At 61.7% G+C, this 16,406-nt stretch carries 14 protein-coding genes; 6 read left to right on the forward strand and 8 right to left on the reverse strand.

Annotated elements, in window-relative coordinates; genetic code table 11:
* The first annotated feature begins 218 nt into the window (after window positions 1-218).
* Genes N6L27_RS18880 through N6L27_RS18895 form a run of 4 tightly spaced genes read left to right on the forward strand, consistent with a single transcriptional unit; the run spans window position 219 to window position 5,369 of the window.
* The gene (locus N6L27_RS18880) at window positions 219-1,469 is read left to right on the forward strand and encodes a sarcosine oxidase subunit beta family protein (protein WP_271908960.1); all 1,251 of its coding nucleotides are present in this window, start codon (window positions 219-221) and stop codon (window positions 1,467-1,469) included.
* A gap of 15 nt (window positions 1,470-1,484) precedes the next feature.
* Window positions 1,485-1,772, forward strand: a complete 288-nt coding sequence (locus N6L27_RS18885; protein ID WP_271908920.1) for a sarcosine oxidase subunit delta — start codon at window positions 1,485-1,487, stop codon at window positions 1,770-1,772.
* Window positions 1,769-4,795, forward strand: a complete 3,027-nt coding sequence (locus N6L27_RS18890; RefSeq protein WP_271908921.1) for a sarcosine oxidase subunit alpha family protein — start codon at window positions 1,769-1,771, stop codon at window positions 4,793-4,795. Before N6L27_RS18885 ends, N6L27_RS18890 begins: the two co-directional genes overlap by 4 nt.
* Window positions 4,788-5,369, forward strand: a complete 582-nt coding sequence (locus tag N6L27_RS18895; protein ID WP_271908922.1) for a sarcosine oxidase subunit gamma — start codon at window positions 4,788-4,790, stop codon at window positions 5,367-5,369. Before N6L27_RS18890 ends, N6L27_RS18895 begins: the two co-directional genes overlap by 8 nt.
* A 48-nt stretch (window positions 5,370-5,417) precedes the next feature.
* On the opposite strand, the gene N6L27_RS18900 is transcribed toward N6L27_RS18895, so the two are convergent.
* The 3 genes from N6L27_RS18900 to N6L27_RS18910 all read right to left on the reverse strand — a co-directional run bounded on the left by N6L27_RS18900 (window position 5,418) and on the right by N6L27_RS18910 (window position 8,491).
* Window positions 5,418-5,948, reverse strand: coding sequence for a hypothetical protein (locus N6L27_RS18900; protein ID WP_271908923.1), 531 nt, complete (start codon window positions 5,946-5,948; stop codon window positions 5,418-5,420).
* Window positions 5,949-6,046: 98 nt separating this feature from the next.
* Window positions 6,047-7,051 (reverse strand): GlxA family transcriptional regulator, encoded by a 1,005-nt coding sequence (locus N6L27_RS18905; protein WP_271908924.1) that lies wholly within the window; start codon window positions 7,049-7,051, stop codon window positions 6,047-6,049.
* 93 nt (window positions 7,052-7,144) lie between these two features.
* Window positions 7,145-8,491, reverse strand: a complete 1,347-nt coding sequence (locus tag N6L27_RS18910; protein ID WP_271908926.1) for an NAD(P)-binding domain-containing protein — start codon at window positions 8,489-8,491, stop codon at window positions 7,145-7,147.
* A gap of 162 nt (window positions 8,492-8,653) precedes the next feature.
* Between N6L27_RS18910 and N6L27_RS18915 the strand changes: the two genes are divergently transcribed.
* Window positions 8,654-9,955, forward strand: coding sequence for an ABC transporter substrate-binding protein (locus tag N6L27_RS18915; RefSeq protein ID WP_271908927.1), 1,302 nt, complete (start codon window positions 8,654-8,656; stop codon window positions 9,953-9,955).
* Between the two features lie 6 nt (window positions 9,956-9,961).
* Here the strand turns inward: N6L27_RS18915 and N6L27_RS18920 are convergent, their stop codons facing one another.
* Window positions 9,962-10,690 (reverse strand): FadR/GntR family transcriptional regulator, encoded by a 729-nt coding sequence (locus N6L27_RS18920; RefSeq protein WP_271908928.1) that lies wholly within the window; start codon window positions 10,688-10,690, stop codon window positions 9,962-9,964.
* Between the two features lie 587 nt (window positions 10,691-11,277).
* On the opposite strand from N6L27_RS18920, the gene N6L27_RS18925 reads away from it, so the two are divergent.
* Window positions 11,278-11,934, forward strand: coding sequence for a helix-turn-helix domain-containing protein (locus tag N6L27_RS18925; RefSeq protein WP_271908929.1), 657 nt, complete (start codon window positions 11,278-11,280; stop codon window positions 11,932-11,934).
* A 308-nt stretch (window positions 11,935-12,242) separates the two neighbouring features.
* On the opposite strand, the gene N6L27_RS18930 is transcribed toward N6L27_RS18925, so the two are convergent.
* The 4 genes from N6L27_RS18930 to N6L27_RS18945 all read right to left on the reverse strand — a co-directional run bounded on the left by N6L27_RS18930 (window position 12,243) and on the right by N6L27_RS18945 (window position 16,091).
* Complete coding sequence (locus N6L27_RS18930; protein ID WP_271908930.1) at window positions 12,243-13,289, reverse strand: heme-dependent oxidative N-demethylase family protein; 1,047 nt, start codon at window positions 13,287-13,289, stop codon at window positions 12,243-12,245.
* Window positions 13,290-13,300: 11 nt separating this feature from the next.
* Window positions 13,301-14,266, reverse strand: a complete 966-nt coding sequence (locus N6L27_RS18935; protein WP_271908931.1) for a PDR/VanB family oxidoreductase — start codon at window positions 14,264-14,266, stop codon at window positions 13,301-13,303.
* Complete coding sequence (locus N6L27_RS18940) at window positions 14,263-14,874, reverse strand: dimethylamine monooxygenase subunit DmmA family protein (protein ID WP_271908933.1); 612 nt, start codon at window positions 14,872-14,874, stop codon at window positions 14,263-14,265. The genes N6L27_RS18935 and N6L27_RS18940 overlap by 4 nt, the downstream gene beginning before the upstream one ends.
* A 71-nt stretch (window positions 14,875-14,945) precedes the next feature.
* On the reverse strand, window positions 14,946-16,091 hold the full coding sequence (locus tag N6L27_RS18945) for an aminomethyltransferase family protein (RefSeq protein ID WP_271908934.1): 1,146 nt from the start codon (window positions 16,089-16,091) through the stop codon (window positions 14,946-14,948).
* Between the last annotated feature and the right edge of the window lie 315 nt (window positions 16,092-16,406).

A 16,406-nucleotide genomic window follows, 5' to 3' on the forward strand; every position in this document is an offset into this window, starting at 1 on the left:
ATCACACGCTTTGGCGAAATGCTGGGTGTGTGAATTGCTTTGTGTTTAAAATCAATATTTTGGCTTCTAAATCTGTCCGCTGGGTTGTGAAGGTCAATGCTGCGTCTGCATTGGTGATTTCCTGTATGTGACGCAAATGGCGCGACTGACGTCCGAAATCCCCCTGTGAAATGACGCATTTCTCAACAATTCTGCCGGAGACAGTTGATGAGGACATCATGCGGTACTCCGGCCTGAAAGTGATCAAGGAGGCCCTGACGGGCCACAAGGGATGGCGCCCCACCTGGCGTGATCCGGAACCCAAGAAAAGCTACGATGTGGTGATCATCGGCGGCGGCGGGCATGGGCTGGCAACAGCCTATTACCTGGCCAAGAACCATGGCATCACCAATGTCGCGGTGATCGAGAAGGGCTGGATCGGCGGCGGCAACGTGGGCCGCAACACAACTATCATCCGCTCCAACTATCTGCTGGACGGCAACGAGCCGTTCTATGAGCTGTCGCTGAAGCTGTGGGAAGGGCTGGAGCAGGACTTCAACTACAACGCCATGGTCAGCCAGCGCGGCATTCTGAATCTGGTGCACACCGACGCGCAGCGCGATGCAGCGCGGCGCCGGGGCAACGCGATGATCCTGAACGGCTCGGACGCGGAGCTTCTGGACACCGACGGCGTCCGCGCAATGTATCCGTTCCTGAACTTCAACAATGCGCGTTTCCCGATCAAGGGCGGGCTGCTGCACCGCCGCGGCGGCACCGTACGCCACGATGCGGTGGCCTGGGGCTATGCCCGCGGCGCCGACCTTCGCGGCGTGGACATTATTCAGAATTGCGAAGTCACCGGCTTCAAGATCGAGAACGGCAAATGCCTGGGTGTGGAAACCACCAAGGGCTTCATCGGCGCCAACAAGGTGGCGAGCTGCGTTGCCGGGTCGTCGAGCCGGGTGATGGAAAAGGCGGGCATGCGCCTGCCGATCGAAAGCCATGTGCTGCAGGCCTTTGTCTCTGAAGGGCTGAAGCCGGTTCTGGACGGGGTGATCACCTTTGGCGCAGGCCACTTCTATTGCAGCCAGTCGGACAAGGGCGGGCTGGTCTTTGGCGGCGACTTGGACATGTACAACTCCTATGCGCAGCGCGGCAATCTGCCGGTGGTCGAGGACGTGATGGAAGGCGGCATGGCGTTGATCCCGGCGCTGGGCCGGGTGCGGATGCTGCGCAGCTGGGGCGGCATCATGGACATGTCGATGGACGGCTCCCCCTTCATCGACAAGACCCATGTGGACGGACTCTATTTCAACGGCGGCTGGTGCTACGGCGGGTTCAAGGCAACCCCGGCGTCAGGCTGGTGTTATGCGCATCTGCTGGCGACCGATACCCCGCACAAGGTGGCAACGGCCTACCGGCTCGACCGGTTCCGCCGCGGCTGCATGATCGACGAAAAGGGCCAGGGCGCCCAGCCGAACCTGCACTGAGGAAGGACAGCAGCGATGATTATCAACCATCCGATCCTCGGGCCGCGGGACAGCCAGGAGTTCACCTATCTGGGGGACGCCAGCCTGATCGACCGGCCGGACTGGCAGGCCGACAATGCAGCGGATCAGTTCTGCGACTACCTGTATCTGCGCGACAACCCGGCGGGCGCGCACCGCGAGCTGTGGTTCCATGAGCAGGGCGACCGGTCCTGGCTGGTGGTGACCCGCAACACCGTGACCCATGAAATCCTGAATGTCGAACTGGCCCGAGATGTGGCCCGGGCAAGGGGACGCAGCAAATGAGCGATGTAATGGTAAATGCCGGTTCGGTTGCCTTTCAGGCTGACGGCAGCACCGGTGCCCGCAAGGGCGTTCAGGTCAACCGACTGGACGGCGGGCTAATCAAGGGCGGCAAGCCTCTGTCCTTCACCTTTGACGGCAAACGCTTCAAGGGGTTCGAGGGCGACACGCTGGCCTCGGCCCTGCTGGCAAACGGCGTGCGGCTGATGGGCCGGTCGTTCAAATACCACCGTCCGCGCGGGCCGCTGACCTCCGGCTCGGAAGAGCCGAACGCGCTGGTCGAGCTGCGCAGCGGCGGGCGGCAGGAGCCGAATACCCGTGCCACCGTGGCAGAGCTGTATGATGGGCTGGAAGCAAACTCGCAGAACTGCTGGCCGTCTTTGCAGCACGATTTCATGGCGATCAATGACCGGTTCTCGAACTTCCTGACAGCCGGTTTCTACTACAAGACCTTCATGTGGCCTGCGGCGTTCTGGGAGAAGCTGTACGAACCCATTATCCGCAAGGCAGCAGGTCTGGGCAGCATCAGTTTCGCGGCGGACCCGGATGCCTATGACAAGGGCTTCCTGCATTGCGACCTGCTGGTCATCGGGGCCGGTCCGACCGGCCTGATGGCGGCACTGACGGCTGGCCGGGCCGGGGCGCAGGTGATCATTGCCGACGAAGACTTCCTGCTGGGCGGGCGCCTGAATGCGGAAACCTTCGGAATCGGCGATCTGACTGGTGCGGCTTGGGTTGAACAGGCGCAGGCCGAGCTGGCGTCGATGCCGAACGTGCGGGTGATGCCGCGCACCACCATCATCGGCGCCTTTGACCACGGTATCTATGGTGCGGTGGAGCGCACTGCCGACCATGTTCTGGCGCCGGAGGCGGGCAAGCCGCGGCAGATCCTGTGGCGGATCTATTCCAAGCGGGCGATGCTGGCGGCGGGTGCAACGGAACGGCCCATCGCCTTTGAAAACAACGACCGTCCCGGCGTGATGCTGGCCGGTGCCGTGCGTGCCTATGCCAACCGCTGGGCGGTGACACCGGATCAGACGGTTGCGGTCTTTACCAACAATGACGACGGCCATCGCACCGCGGCGGACCTGATTGCCAAGGGGGTGAAGGTGACCGCGGTAATCGACACCCGCGCCGATGCGCCTGCGGTCGAAGGGGCAGAACTGTTTGCCGGTGCGCAGGTGATCGACACCAGGGGCCGTCTGGGTCTGGAATCCGTCCGCCTGCGTCTGGCCAGCGGTATCACCCGCGATGTGCCTTGCGGTGCGCTGGCGGTGTCCGGCGGCTGGAACCCGAACGTGCATCTGACCTGCCACCAGCGCGGCCGCCCCGCCTGGCGCGAAGACATCGCTGCCTTTGTGCCCGCGGGCGAGCTGCCGCAGAACATGGCCGTGGCCGGTGCCGCCAATGGCGATTTCTCCACCGCTGCCGCATTGCGCGCAGGTGCCGACGGGGCCGTGGCCGCTCTGTCCGAGCTGGGCATTGAAGCTAAAGCTGGTGAGCTGCCTGAGGCCGAAGACGCGCCCATCAACGTGACCCCCTTCTGGTATGTGAAGGAAGGTAAGGGCCGCGCCTGGCTGGACCAGCAGAACGACGTTACCGTCAAGGACGTGAAACTGGCGCACCAGGAGAACTTCCGCTCGGTCGAGCACCTGAAGCGCTACACCACCCTTGGCATGGCGACCGATCAGGGCAAGACCTCCAACATGGGCGGTCTGGCGATCATGGCCGAACTGGCGGGCAAGCAGATCCCCGAGGTCGGCACCACCATGTTCCGCCCGCCCTACACGCCGGTGTCCTTCGGTGTGATGGCAGGCCGCTCGGTGGGCGAGGAATTCCGCCCCACCCGTAAAACTCCCAGCCACAAATGGGCCGAGGAGCAGGGTGCGGTGTTTGTCGAAGTGGGCCAGTGGCTGCGGGCGCAGTGGTTCCCCAAGGCTGGCGAAACCCATTGGCGCCAGTCGGTGGACCGCGAGGTGCTTCAGACCCGCAACTCCGTTGGCATCTGCGACGTGACCACGCTGGGCAAGATCGATGTGCAGGGCAAGGATGCAGCCGAGTTCCTGAACAAGATGTATGCCAATGCCTTTGCCAAGCTGCCGGTGGGCAAGGTCCGCTATGGCCTGATGCTGCGCGAGGATGGCATTGCCTATGACGACGGTACCGCGGCGCGGTTTGCCGAGGATCATTTTGTGGTGACCACCACCACCGCCAACGCAGTTCTGGTTTACCGCAACATGGAGTTTGCGCGCCAGTGCCTGTTCCCTGACATGGATGTGCAGCTGATCTCGACCACCGAGGCCTGGGCGCAGTTCGCGGTGGCGGGTCCCAATGCCCGCAAGCTGCTGCAAAAGGTCGTGGACCCTGAGTTCGACATCTCGAACGAGGCGTTCCCGTTCATGGGCTGCGGTGAGATTACCGTGGCGGGCGGCTGCCGGGCGCGGCTGTTCCGGATCTCCTTCTCGGGCGAACTGGCCTATGAGATCGCGGTGCCGACCCGCTATGGCGATGCGATGATCCGCAAGCTGATGGAAGCGGGCGAGGAGTTCGGCGCGGTGCCTTACGGCACCGAGGCGCTGGGTGTCATGCGGATCGAGAAGGGCCATGCGGCGGGTAATGAGCTGAACGGCACCACCTCGGCGCTGAACCTTGGCATGGGCCGGATGGTCAGCAAGAAGAAGGATTGCATCGGCAATACCTTGAGCGAACGCGAAGGCATGAACCAGGAAGACGCGCTGAAGCTGGTTGGTTTCAAACCGGTAAATGCCGCCGATCCGGTACAGGCCGGGGCGCATCTGATGAACGCCAATGGCGAGGTCAGCGCGGCTACCGATCAGGGCTATATCACCTCCGCCGCCTATTCGCCGGTTCTGGGCTGCTCAATCGGGATTGGTTTCCTGAAGCGCGGCGACAGCCGCAAGGGGGAAGTGATCCGCGCGGTCAACCCGCTGGAGGGCAAGGAAATCCAGGTCGAAGTTGTCAGCGCGCATTTTGTGGATCCGGAAGGGGAGCGTCTCCGTGGGTAAGTTTGATAATCATGGGCTCAAAGCCATCTCTCCGCTGGGCGGGCATGAGCCGCGCGAAGATGCCTTTGCCGGGCTGCTGATCCGGGAAGTCACCGACCGGGCGCTTGCTTCATTGGCAGCGCGCCAGGGGCGGCTGGAGGCGGTTCATTCCGCAGCTGAAAGTTTCCTTGGCGGGGCCTTGCCGGAGCCCGTACGCTGGAGAGCGGCCGGGGAGTTTGCGGCCTGGTGGATGGGGCCTGATCTGTGGATGGTCTCTGCCCCGCATGACAGTCATGAGCTGTTGGCGGGCGAGCTGAAACAGGCGCTGGGCGAGGCGGGCTCCGTGGTGGAGCAAACCGATGGCTGGTGCTGTTTCGGCATGGAAGGCGCACGCTGTTTTGACGTGCTGGAACGGTTGTGCAATGCAAATGTCCGTGCGGGCAAAGCGGGTGATGCCACCCGTACGTCAATGGAGCATCTGGGTGTGTTTCTGCTCTGCCATGAGCCGGGGCAGAGGTACTCGGTCATCGGCCCGCGGTCTTCCGCCGGGTCACTGCATCACGCGCTGGTTTCGGCGGCGAAGTCGGTGATCTGATCTTTCCAAGGAAGATGGCACGCCGCGCATAATCAGCGCGGCGTTTTCCTATTGGTTTGCGGAGAGGCGCCGCATAACGGACAGATCGCAGGCTGTTGCATGGCCCATGGCGCGTTTGATGCCTGGCAGCATCGCTGCCCCGTTCATGGCAAATGACAGCTCAATCAGACCGGCATCACCGTAAAGGCCGGTAACAACGCTTCGGGCTTCAACGTCGTCTTCGCGCCGCGAGGTGACCGCGTCGGCCAGCCGGACAACGGGGGCCAATTCTGTCGGCAAGGCCTGGGAATCTGCCTGTAGAATCGCGTTGATCAGTTGCTCACCCAAGCCGCTGGCCCGCGCCAGATTGATCTCTGCCTCAACGCAGATGCCGCAATCGGCGGCCAGTGCCCCGCGCAGGCGGGCAGCGTGGTAGGCGGCTGCCGGCACCTGGCGGTTAGGGTCCAGAAAGCCGAAAATCTTGTTGTAACGCGACAGCAGGGAGAGCTCCGTCCGCGCGATGTAGCGGACGTAATCCAGGCTAACGCCAATCCGCCGTTCTGCGCGGCGGATGAAAAATGTGGCAACTGCAGTCAGCATCGCCGTGTCCTCTCAAAACAGGTTGCACCCATAGGGAGAGTTTAGCAGCCGTCAGCGGCCGTGGTACGGGGACTTGCGGCGAAACTGCCCCGAATGCGTCAGGCGGAAGGGATCGGCCGGTTGTCCTGAACCCGGAACAGGTTCACCTTACGGCGTTCCTCCTGCGGGGTTACGCCGAAGCTTTCCCGGTAGTGCTGCGATAGGGTGGAGGAGGTGGCGTAGCCCACCGCATTCGCGATCGAGGTGATCGAGTCGCGGGAGTACATCACCAGCTGGCGGGCGGCGTTCATCCGCAAAGTGCGGTAATAGATCGCCGGGCTTTGGCCGGTGGCGGATTTGAAGCTGCGTTCCAGCTGGCGCGGCGAGACGCCGATTTCGCTGGCCGCGTCGCGGATCGAAACCGGATGCTCCAGGTTGTCGGCAAACAGTTCAACCGCCTTGGCGACCGGTGGCGGCAGGCTGTCGGCGGTGCTGTCGGTCTTGAAGGCGGGGATTTTCTGGCGGACGCCTTCAGCCCGGACCATCGGGTGCTGGAACCAGCAGGCGACCTCTGTCATCACGGCGTCGCCCATGGCGCGCTCGATCAGTTTGAGCGACAGGTCGAACATCGCGGCGGCGCCGCTGGCGGTGAACCGGCGGCGGTCCAGCACGATCACGTCATCGACGGTGGCGAGGGACGGAAATTCGGCGGTGAAGGCTGCTTTGTAGCACCAGTGGACCGAGCAGCTGTGGCCGTCGAGCAGGCCGGAGCGGGCCAGCGGGAACACCCCGCCAGAGACCGCGCCCATGGTGGTGCCGTGACGGGCCAGATGGCGCAGCTTGCCGTTGGAGGCCTTTGGGTCCTCAAACTTGCCTTGCGGGCTGGACAGGAGAAACAGGGTGTCGACGCTGTCGGCCTCGTCCAGGGCACAGTCGGGCTGGAACGCCACATTGGCGGAGGCGTTCACGCTGCTGCCGGTTTCGGACACCAGTTTCCATCGGAAAGTCTCAGAGCCGGCAATTTCATTTGCCGCGCGCAGGGGTTCGATGGCCGAGGTCAGGCAGGCCATTGGAAAGCCGGGAAAAATCAGAAAGCCGAGTGTCATGGTGTTATCGCGCTGCATGAGGTGGATTATAGCTTGCGAAGTAAGATTCGCACAGCGGCGAAGAGGTGCCTGCGCCGTACAGGAAGGGGAAAACGGCGCAGGCGTATCTGCCTAGTTCTGCAGATATGCGTCCAGCGAGTCGTCCAGGGCGTCCTTCCACGGAGTGTGGTGCACGGGGGCCATGGTGCCGGTGATCACTGATTTGTAGGAGTTGTTGCGGAAGGCCATGATGTCCTGGGCCTTGTGCCCTTTCCATTCATAGAAGGCCTGGCAGGCGCCAGCCACGTCGAAGGTCGGGTAGTCCGTCTCCTCGATCAGTTCCAGCACATAGTCGCCCTGGTATTTGATCGCATATTTGACGTCGTCCGAAGCTTCCTCGCGCGCTTCCCGCTCTTTCACGTCGGCCAGCAGGGTTGCCTTGTCCGAAGGGATTTCGATCTTGCCCATGATCGCGTCGCGGACCCACCAGGCCTGGGCGTCGAACATGTTGAAGGTGAACCACTGATCCTGCATGCCCAGATAGAACATCTTGGGATTATGAGCATAGACCACGCCCTTATACAGGTCGGCGGTGGCCAGGCGGTTGGCGGTTTTCAGGCGCAGATCGTCCGGCAGGAAGTTGAAGAAGTGCTTGTAGCCGGTGCAGAGGATGATCGCGTCGACCTCTTTCTGGGTGCCGTCAGCGAAGGTGGCAGTGTTGCCGGAAACAGATTCCAGCGCCGGAACCTCGTCCCAGTTGTCCGGCCATTTGAAGCCCATCGGTGCCGAGCGGTAGGAGGTGGTGATCGACTTGGCGCCGTATTTCCAGCATTGGGAGCCGATGTCTTCGGCGGAGTAGGAGGCGCCGAGGATCAGGATGTCCTTGCCTGCGAATTCGCGGGCATCGCGGAAGTCATGGGCGTGCAGCACGCGGCCGTTGAAGGTGTCGAAACCGGGGTAGAACGGCACGTTCGGGGTCGAGAAGTGGCCCGAGGCGCAGATCACGTGGTCGAAGTCTTCCTTGTAGGTGCTGTCTTTTCTGTGGTCATGCACCGTGACAGTGAAGCTGCCCTTGTCCTCGTTGTATTCAACCCAGCGGATCGGGGAGCTGAAGCGGATCCACTTGCGTACGTCCGCCTTCTTCACCCGGCCCTCGATATAGTCGAACAGAACGGCGCGTGGCGGGTAGGAGGCGATCTGCTTGCCGAAGTGTTCCTCGAACGAATAGTCGGCAAATTCCAGACCTTCTTTTGGACCGTTCGACCACAGGTAGCGGTACATCGAGCAGTGCACCGGTTCGCCGTTCTCGTCCAGGCCGGTGCGCCAAGTGTAGTTCCACAGGCCGCCCCAGTCGTCCTGCTTTTCAAAGCAGACAATTTCCGGGATTTCCTCGCCCTTTTGGGCTGCGGACTGGAAGGCGCGCAGCTGGGCCAGGCCTGATGGGCCGGCGCCGATGATGGCAATACGTTTCTTGGTCATCTGGTTCTCCCGTTGGTTCGGACCAATATTCTAATTTGGATCATTTGGTCTGGTCCAATTAGGTCCAAACTTGCACCAATAAGTCAACATTTTTTCACATGCGGAATGTTTTTGGGCGCAATTGGACTGGAAACACGTTGTTTTATTGGTAGGATTTCAAACATGACGACGAATAGTTTTGTGCACCAGCTGACCGCCCGCGCGGCCCTGCCGCGGCTGTCTGTGGGGATGGCAGAATCAGTGAATATTGGTTTCCTTGGTCCGCTTTCGGGGCCGGTGGAGAGCTGGGGTCTGCCTGGATTGAACGGCTGCCGAATCTGGGAGGACGGCCTTAATAAGGCTGGCGGGGTGCTGATTGGAGGGCGCCGGTATCCGATCCGGATCCACTCCTACGATTGCGGCTACGATCCCGAACGCGCGCTGGAAGGTGCGGTAGAACTGGTCCAGAGTCACAACGTCAAGCTGATGCTGATGCTGGGCGGTGACACCTTCGCGCCGGTGCGCGATTTCCTGATGCGCAACAAGGTGCTGACCTCCACCCTGCTGCCCAGCGATCTGTCACCCGACACGCCATATCTGATTGCGCCAAGCGAGGCGCATCCGATCCAGAACGTGACCGGCGTGGCATGGCTCGCGGAGAACAGGCCGGAGCTGAAGACGGTTGCGCTGTGCAGTCAGGCCGATCTGCTGGGGCTGCCGGCGCAGGCGGTCTACCGGGCGGCGTTCAAGGCCGAAGGCCTGCAGATCCTGCGGGAGATACAGTATGATCCCAGCGCCAGTGATCCGGTGCCTGTGGTGGATCCGATGCTGGAGAGCGGCGCTGATATCCTGTGCTGGTGCTCATCTTATGCGCCGATGGTGCATGCGATGACCGAATATGCCCATGCCAAGGGATTCAGGGGGCAGATCATCAGCTGCACCATGGATGGCTATGACCGGCTGGTGGCGCGGACATCGCCGGACTTCATGGAAGGTGTGGTGTTCCAGTTCCCGGATTTCGACGACCCGATGCTGCGGGAGAAGGCGTTTTTCTTCAACCGGCCGCATGTGTTCTATGAGGAATACAACCGGCGTTTCCCGGGCAGCTGGTCTGCGGTGAGCTGGGAATATGTGGCGATCCTGGATATCTGGCACAGCGCGGTGGAGAAGGCGGGATCGGTCGCGCCGCCATCTGTGCTGGCGGCAATGAAGCAGTTGGGTCATGTCACCCATGCCTTTGGTCATGCGGAATGGTGGGGTGAAGAAATATTTGGTATTTCCAACGCCTTGGTGGGCGATTGGCCGGTGGTGACAATCCAGGAGGGTAAGGCGCGGATTGCAGATTTCAAGTCGATCCCCGCCTGGCTGTCGCAGCATTCCACCCTGCTGAAAGCGGAGATGGAGAGGCTGGGGCAGCTGTGGCATCAGCGGCTGGAAAGCGATGCGCCGGGCAGCGAAGTCAGCTCGCGCGCGGTCGAGACTTAAGCGGGTTCAGGCCTCCTGCAGCAGCAGCTTCTGCTCGTCGATCAGGTGCAGCTTGATGAACTCCACCGCCGATTCCACATCGCGTGAGGCGATGGCATTGAAAAGCGTGTTGTAGCGTTTCTGATAGTCCTGAATCCGCTGCGGCGTCAGGTGGCGGCGGCGCAGTGCGGTGCGGTAGGACAAGCGGCAGGCCTCGATCGTCAGCTCATAACAGGAATGCAGCAGCGGGTTGCCGGTGCCCTCAGCGATCTTGCGGTAGAGATCCTCCTCCGCATCGATGAATTCTCCGGGATCGGTGCGCACGGCCTCAACCCGGGACAGGATCTGATCCAGCTCCTCGATCTGGCGCGGGGTCATGTTGATCACAGCAAGGCGCACCATCTCCGGTTCCAGAATGCCGCGCACCACCAGGTGGTCGAGCGGTGAGACTTCGTTTGCCAGAGAGCTGTAGGAAGTCGCTTCGGGCTTGGGGTCGGAGCGGAATTTCACAAAACTGCCGGAACCTGCACGGCGGTGGATGACGTTCTGGGTGGCCAGAACGTCCAAAGCCTCTCGCACGGTATTGCGGGCGACGCCCAGTTCGGACGCAAGCGTGCGTTCCGACGGCAGCCGCGTATCCACCGGGTAGGTGCCGGATTTGATCCGGGCAAACAGCGTGTCGATCACCACCTGCACGGTGGCGCCAACGGAGTGGGTGGTCAGGATCTGCGAGGTGGTGTCTTCCGCTGAGCTCATGATGTGTCTTTGTTCCGGGCTGTCTGAGCGGGAATCCCTGCTCCTGAGTGCTGTGCACACGCTGCGTATGCCGGAGCGGGTGGCGGTTTTGCAGGTGTTTTTCACAGCGGTGATTGGTGTTCAGATTAGCGGTTCCAATGCAGGTCAGCAAGGATGCTCAGGCGAATTGGTTCTGTGCTGCGGTGTTGTCACGGGTTGTCAAAAGGAGTCTTAGCTTGCTGTTTTTACGCCATTTTGGATTCTCATGCCGGTGCATTGCGTTGGTAAGCCGCAGAATTGGTGCCTTTTTGGTTCACGAGCCGCAACGACCAGCCAGGGCGGGGTTCCCTTGGGGGTGGCGATGTGTGCCTGCCCGTCTGAGTTGCGCAGAATTCCGGCGCGGGAAATGGGCCGCTATACGGGGCGCTGGACTTCAGATGGCAGACGCAGCGCAGCGGCAACAATTTTCTTTCCTGTGGCGGTAGGGGGTTGGGAAAAATGAGTAACCGCAGTAAAATAATTTTCGCAGCATTCCTTGCGCTGGGGAAAGTTTTTACATATCGGCTGCTGCGCGCTTGTCAGACGCCATCCATAAGGAAGATAACACAGTGGCTAAACTCAAAGACGATAGTGACGCAGTGGCAAATAACCTTTCCCAAGATCCGCACCGGGTCCGCGATGGTGCAGAAAAAGTTCTGGAAGTGGCAATCGGCCGCGAAGTTCGGTCGTTCCGGCGGCAGCAGGGGATTACGGTGGCGGAGCTGGCCAACCTGACCGGGCTGTCGATCGGGATGCTGTCGAAGATCGAAAACGGCAATACCTCGCCGTCGCTGACCACTTTGCAGCTGCTGGCCAACGCGCTGAGCGTGCCGATCACGTCATTTTTCCGGCGTTTCGAGGAGAGCCGCGAGGCGGTGCACACCAAATCCGGTGAAGGCGCGGAGACCGAGCGCGCAGGCACACGGGCGGGCCACCAGTACCAGCTGCTTGGTCATCTGGGCGCCAATGCCTCTGGCGTGATGGTGGAGCCTTACATGATCACCCTGACCGAGGAGTCGGATGTGTTCCCGACCTTCCAGCATGACGGAGTGGAAATGCTCTATATGCTGGAGGGTGAGGTGGATTACCGGCACGGCGACAAGGTGTTTCCGCTGAAGCCTGGGGACACGCTGTTCTTTGACGCGGATGCGCCGCACGGGCCCGAGGAGCTGGTCAAGCTGCCGGCGCGCTATCTGTCGATCATTTCCTACCCGCAATCGAGCTGACGCACGGCGGCGGTGCTCCCGCCGGTTCCGCGGCATCAGAAGATGCCCCTCACCGTTGGGCGTGGCGCCGCGCGATGCGCGGCGCGGTTGCGTTCTGCGGCTGCCTTGCCGGCTGCCGCCTGCAGCGCGCCTTGCGCGCTGCCCGGCCCAACGCCGCGCGGGCGGCAGGCGCAGCCTGCGGCCTGATGCTAGGGCGGGAGAGCCTGTTTCAGTTCGGCAAAAAGAAACTGCCGGAGCCAGAGGCAACGGCAGTCAGTATAGCGGGCCTAAGTGACAGGGGTAGGGACGGCCCGCAAGTCCGCTCGGGATCAGTCGTCGTCGGGCCAGATGCCGTCCGAGGTCGGGCTGCCGTCGTCAAACTGCGACAGGTACTCGACCATCAGCGGCCGATTGTCGATGAAGCCCTTGTAGGTTGCCAGCTCCTCCGGCAGGTCGCGGATCACCCGGTGCAGGCGGCGCGCCCATTTCGGAACCGTTACAAGATCTTCAAACCGGATCAGGTAGCAGCGGATAGGGAACACCAGCGCGTTTGAGCGCGGCAGGCGGAAGAAGGTCTGCAACTCGACCCGCAGGTGCTGCTTCTCGCCGATGTTTTCCATCGTCAGCCCCTGCTTCATCACGCCCCACTTGTGGTAGTTCTCGGGGCTGGTGTCCAGGAGCGGGTTCACCGTCATTGTCCAGTTCAGGCGGCGGGCGGGCTGGCCCTGCTGGATGTTCAGAAGGAACTTCAGCGCCCGCACGAAGATGCCCATCTCATGCGCCTTGGGCACTGGAGCGTGCCATTCGAAGAAGTTCATGCCGATGTCGAAATCCAGCGACCAATCGGCCTGGGTGGTGACCATGCCGGCATCCATCCACAGGTTGTCGTCGCGCTGGTCAAGCACCGCAAAGTCGCCCTGGGTCTGGCGGGTGATGTATTCCATCGGGCCGTAGGGCAGGGTGCTTTCATCGAGGAAGGTGAAGGTGTCGTCGATGCCCAGCGGCTTGTTGATCCAGCGCCAGCGGTTGCCGTCCTTGTGCAGTTCGAACAGGTCCGGATACTCGCGCGCCTTGGCTTCCATGATCAGCTCGACCAGGTCCCAGCCCGCGAGGGTCATATGCGGCAGCGACTGGCAGCGCAGCGGGTCGTTTGCCAGCACCCGGGCGCGGTCCTTCATTTCGGAGACATAGTGCTCATCCACGTCGAAGGTGCGTTCAAACACCGAGCCGGGCCGGTAGGAGGTGTGCGGCTCCATGTTCACCGAATACATGTAGCTGTCTTCGTGGAACGGGAAGGGGAAGCGTTTGATCGCCCAGTCCGAGTTCTTGAAGGTGAAGTCGCCGTGGAAGGTTTCGTCGTTGAATTGAATGGTCATATCTGTCTCCCTCAGCGGTCCAGGACCAGGGTTTTGCCTTCAAAGCGTGAAACGCAGGGCATGATGTGTTTGCCGCCTGCCTTTTGCTCGTCGGTCAGCCAATGGTCATAGTGCAGGAACTTGCCGTCGTAGCCGATGACATTGGTTTCGCACTGGCCGCAGGCGCCGCCGCGGCAGAGGTAGGGGGCGTCGATGCCGGCCGCTTCCAGCGCTTCGAGCAGCGATTGATGCTCGCCGACCTGAACGATCTTGTTGGAGACCGCGCATTTGACCTCGAACGGTTTGCCTGAGGCAGGTGCCAGGAATTCCTCGGAATGCACCGCCTCGCGCGGCCAGCCCATCTCCCCGGCGGTGGAATGAACCCAGTTGATCATGCCCTTGGGGCCGCAGACGTAGACATGGGTGCCCAGCGGCTGGTTGGCGAGCAGGGTCTTGAGGTCGATCGCCTCTTTCTGGTCGTCATGGTAGATGTGCACCTTGCCCGGGTAGCGCTCTGCCAGCTCCTTGGCGTAGGTGCCGAGAGAGGCTGTGCGGACCGAATAGTGCAGCTCGAAATTGCCGCCCATCATCGACAGCTGGTGCATCTGCGCCATGAAGGGGGTGATGCCGATGCCGCCGGCCAGCATCAGGTGTTTCTTCGCGCGCAGATCCAGCGAAAACAGGTTCACCGGGTTGGAGATCACCATCTCCATGCCCTCTTTGACCTTGTTGTGCATGAACTTGGAGCCGCCGCGGCCCTGATCGTCGCGCCGCACTGAGATCGTATAGGCGCCGCGGTCGGCCGGGTTGGACATCAGCGAATAGGCGTTCAGGCGGGTGATGTCGCCGTCCTGCATTTCCACCACGGTATGCGCCCCGCCCGAGAAGGTGGGCAGGTCGCCGCCGCCGGTGCGGACGAATTTGAAACGGGTGACAAGGTCATTGATTGGTTTGACCTCGGCCACGGTGACATTCAGTTTTGCGGTGCCAGCACTCATTTGAACAGCTCCACTTTCTCGGGAATGTTGCCCGGATCCTCGGCATCCACCCGCACGCCCTGAAAGGCGGCGAGGCGGCGCGAATAGTGATCGCGCACAAACAGGCTGAGGCCGCAGTGGCTGCATTCGAAGGGGTCGGTGGTGACGTCTTCGGTGATGCCTTTGCAGTGCACGCATTGCATACGCCGCGCGGTGGAGCCGCGGTGCTCGGTCTGGATCGCGGTGTGCGGGATGCCGGCAGCTGTGGCCTCGGCCATGGCCTGGCCCATCAGGCTTTCGGTGCCGCTCAGATATACCTGGGTGCCCATGTGGCAATCCTGCAGGGCACGGCGGATGCGGCTTTGCGCGGCTTCATAAGAGGGGCCTGCATAGTATTGGCCCGCACCCAGTTCTTCGAGCTGACTGCTGTATTTGGTGCCGGTTTTCTTGGGGATGTAGATGACATGGGCCTTGGCCCAGAAATCCTTGTCCGCAGATTCGGCCAGATCGAGGATTGCCTCGGCGCCTTCGGCGTCGGCGATCATCAGGTGGCCGCTGCCGGAGCGGGCCTCAAGCTCACCGTAAACCGGGCGGCTGGTGATTGAAGGGGGGAATTCGGTCTTAGACATGTGGGTCGCTTTTCCTGCAGTCCAGGTGAACGAAAGCGGGCGCCCCCGAACGGGAGCGCCCGGGATCCGGATCAGCCCTTTGCGGTGCGGATCGATTTGTCCTTGTCGTAGAAGGGCATCTCTTCGGCGGTGGCGGGGATCTCGGTGCCGTCGCTGTTGCGGACGGTCAACTCGGTGCCGGGCTTGGCGCAAGCCACCGGCATCCGGGCGATGCCCACGTTGTGCTTGTTCACGTCGGAGTACATTCCATAGGTGACCACGCCGACCTTTTCGCCGTTTTGCAGCAGGTCTGCGCCTTCATCTGCCGGTGTGGTGCCTTCCAGCATGACGCCGTAGATCTTGAAGCGTTCCTTGCCTTCGGCGGCATAGTGGTTCTCCGCGCCGATGAATCCGGTCTTGCCCGGAGAGACGGTGAACTCGAGGCCCAGTTCCCACAGGGTGTCGCCGCAGGGCTCATCGTCGAACGGGTAGGTCTCGGAGTTGTCGCCCGGATAGAACAGCAGGTAGCTTTCGGTGCGCAGCAGGTCGAGGGTGGAGAACTGCACTGGAACGATGCCCAGCCCCGCGCCCTTGTCCAGGATGCTGTCCCAGAGGTGCACCGCATCCTTCGCCTGGCAGAAGATTTCATAGCCGCGCTCGCCGGTGTAGCCGGTGCGCGAGATCATCACCGGGCAGCCGAACAGCTTGGTCTGGATGATGCCGAAATAAGCCAGGTCACGGATGCCGGGCACAAATTCGGCCAGGAAATCCACGGCGACGGGGCCTTGCAGCGACATGTCGTGCAGGTTGTCGTCGAACACAACCGAGCAGTTCTTGCCGGCGGCGACGGTGCTGAGCTGCTCCATGCCGGTGCCGGTACCGTGGACTACCATCCAGCTGTTCACCGACAGGCGGTAGATGATGCAGTCATCCACGAACTTGCCCTGCTCATTCAGGATCGAGGCGTAGGTGGAGCGACCTGGCATGATCTTTTCGACGTTGCGGGTGGTGACTCGGTCGATGACCTGGGCGGCGTGCTCGCCCACGACGTGGACTTTCTTGAGGCCGGACACGTCCATGAGGCCTGCCTTGGTGCGCACCGCCTCATAGTCGGCCTTGGCGCGCTCGGGGGTGTGGTCATAGAACCAGGCGGTTCCCATGCCGTTCCAATCTTCCAGCTCGCCGCCGATTTCCTTGTGGCGCTGCGCCAGTGCTGAAGTCCGCCAGATGATGGCCATTGTTTGCGTCTCCCTATTGGTGCGGACCAAAACTCTTGATTTGGTTCCTTTGGTCCGGTCCAGTTAGCCAAGGGAGGAGGGCTCATGTCAACGATTATTCCTATCAGGAAAAAGATTTCTCTTAAAAGGCGGTTTTTGAACGTGTTTGCGGCATGAATTGGCCTGAAACGGTCTTCTTGGTCTTCGGCTTGGAGGTGCGATGGGCCTCAGGCAGCCCGTCGGGAGTGAGAATCGTTGCGCAGATGTGCCGGAGATTCGCGACTTTCCGTCGCAAATTGGCACTGCTCCCGTGGGTCGGGTGGCTCTTCCTTCCCC

The organism is Leisingera sp. SS27 (genome assembly GCF_028368855.1).
Lineage (GTDB): Bacteria > Pseudomonadota > Alphaproteobacteria > Rhodobacterales > Rhodobacteraceae > Leisingera.

Bases quoted from the DNA above. Each gene is read 5' to 3' on its own strand.
- N6L27_RS18905 (WP_271908924.1), bottom strand. From the start codon at position 7,051: ATGCAGCGCGATAACACCATGACACTCGGCTTTCTGATTTTTCCCGGC.
- N6L27_RS18880 (WP_271908960.1), top strand. From the start codon at position 219: ATGCGGTACTCCGGCCTGAAAGTGATCAAGGAGGCCCTGACGGGCCAC.
- N6L27_RS18935 (WP_271908931.1), bottom strand. From the start codon at position 14,266: ATGAGTGCTGGCACCGCAAAACTGAATGTCACCGTGGCCGAGGTCAAA.
- N6L27_RS18885 (WP_271908920.1), top strand. From the start codon at position 1,485: ATGATTATCAACCATCCGATCCTCGGGCCGCGGGACAGCCAGGAGTTC.
- N6L27_RS18940 (WP_271908933.1), bottom strand. From the start codon at position 14,874: ATGTCTAAGACCGAATTCCCCCCTTCAATCACCAGCCGCCCGGTTTAC.
- N6L27_RS18910 (WP_271908926.1), bottom strand. From the start codon at position 8,491: ATGACCAAGAAACGTATTGCCATCATCGGCGCCGGCCCATCAGGCCTG.
- N6L27_RS18945 (WP_271908934.1), bottom strand. From the start codon at position 16,091: ATGGCCATCATCTGGCGGACTTCAGCACTGGCGCAGCGCCACAAGGAA.
- N6L27_RS18930 (WP_271908930.1), bottom strand. From the start codon at position 13,289: ATGACCATTCAATTCAACGACGAAACCTTCCACGGCGACTTCACCTTC.
- N6L27_RS18900 (WP_271908923.1), bottom strand. From the start codon at position 5,948: ATGCTGACTGCAGTTGCCACATTTTTCATCCGCCGCGCAGAACGGCGG.
- N6L27_RS18915 (WP_271908927.1), top strand. From the start codon at position 8,654: ATGACGACGAATAGTTTTGTGCACCAGCTGACCGCCCGCGCGGCCCTG.
- N6L27_RS18920 (WP_271908928.1), bottom strand. From the start codon at position 10,690: ATGAGCTCAGCGGAAGACACCACCTCGCAGATCCTGACCACCCACTCC.
- N6L27_RS18890 (WP_271908921.1), top strand. From the start codon at position 1,769: ATGAGCGATGTAATGGTAAATGCCGGTTCGGTTGCCTTTCAGGCTGAC.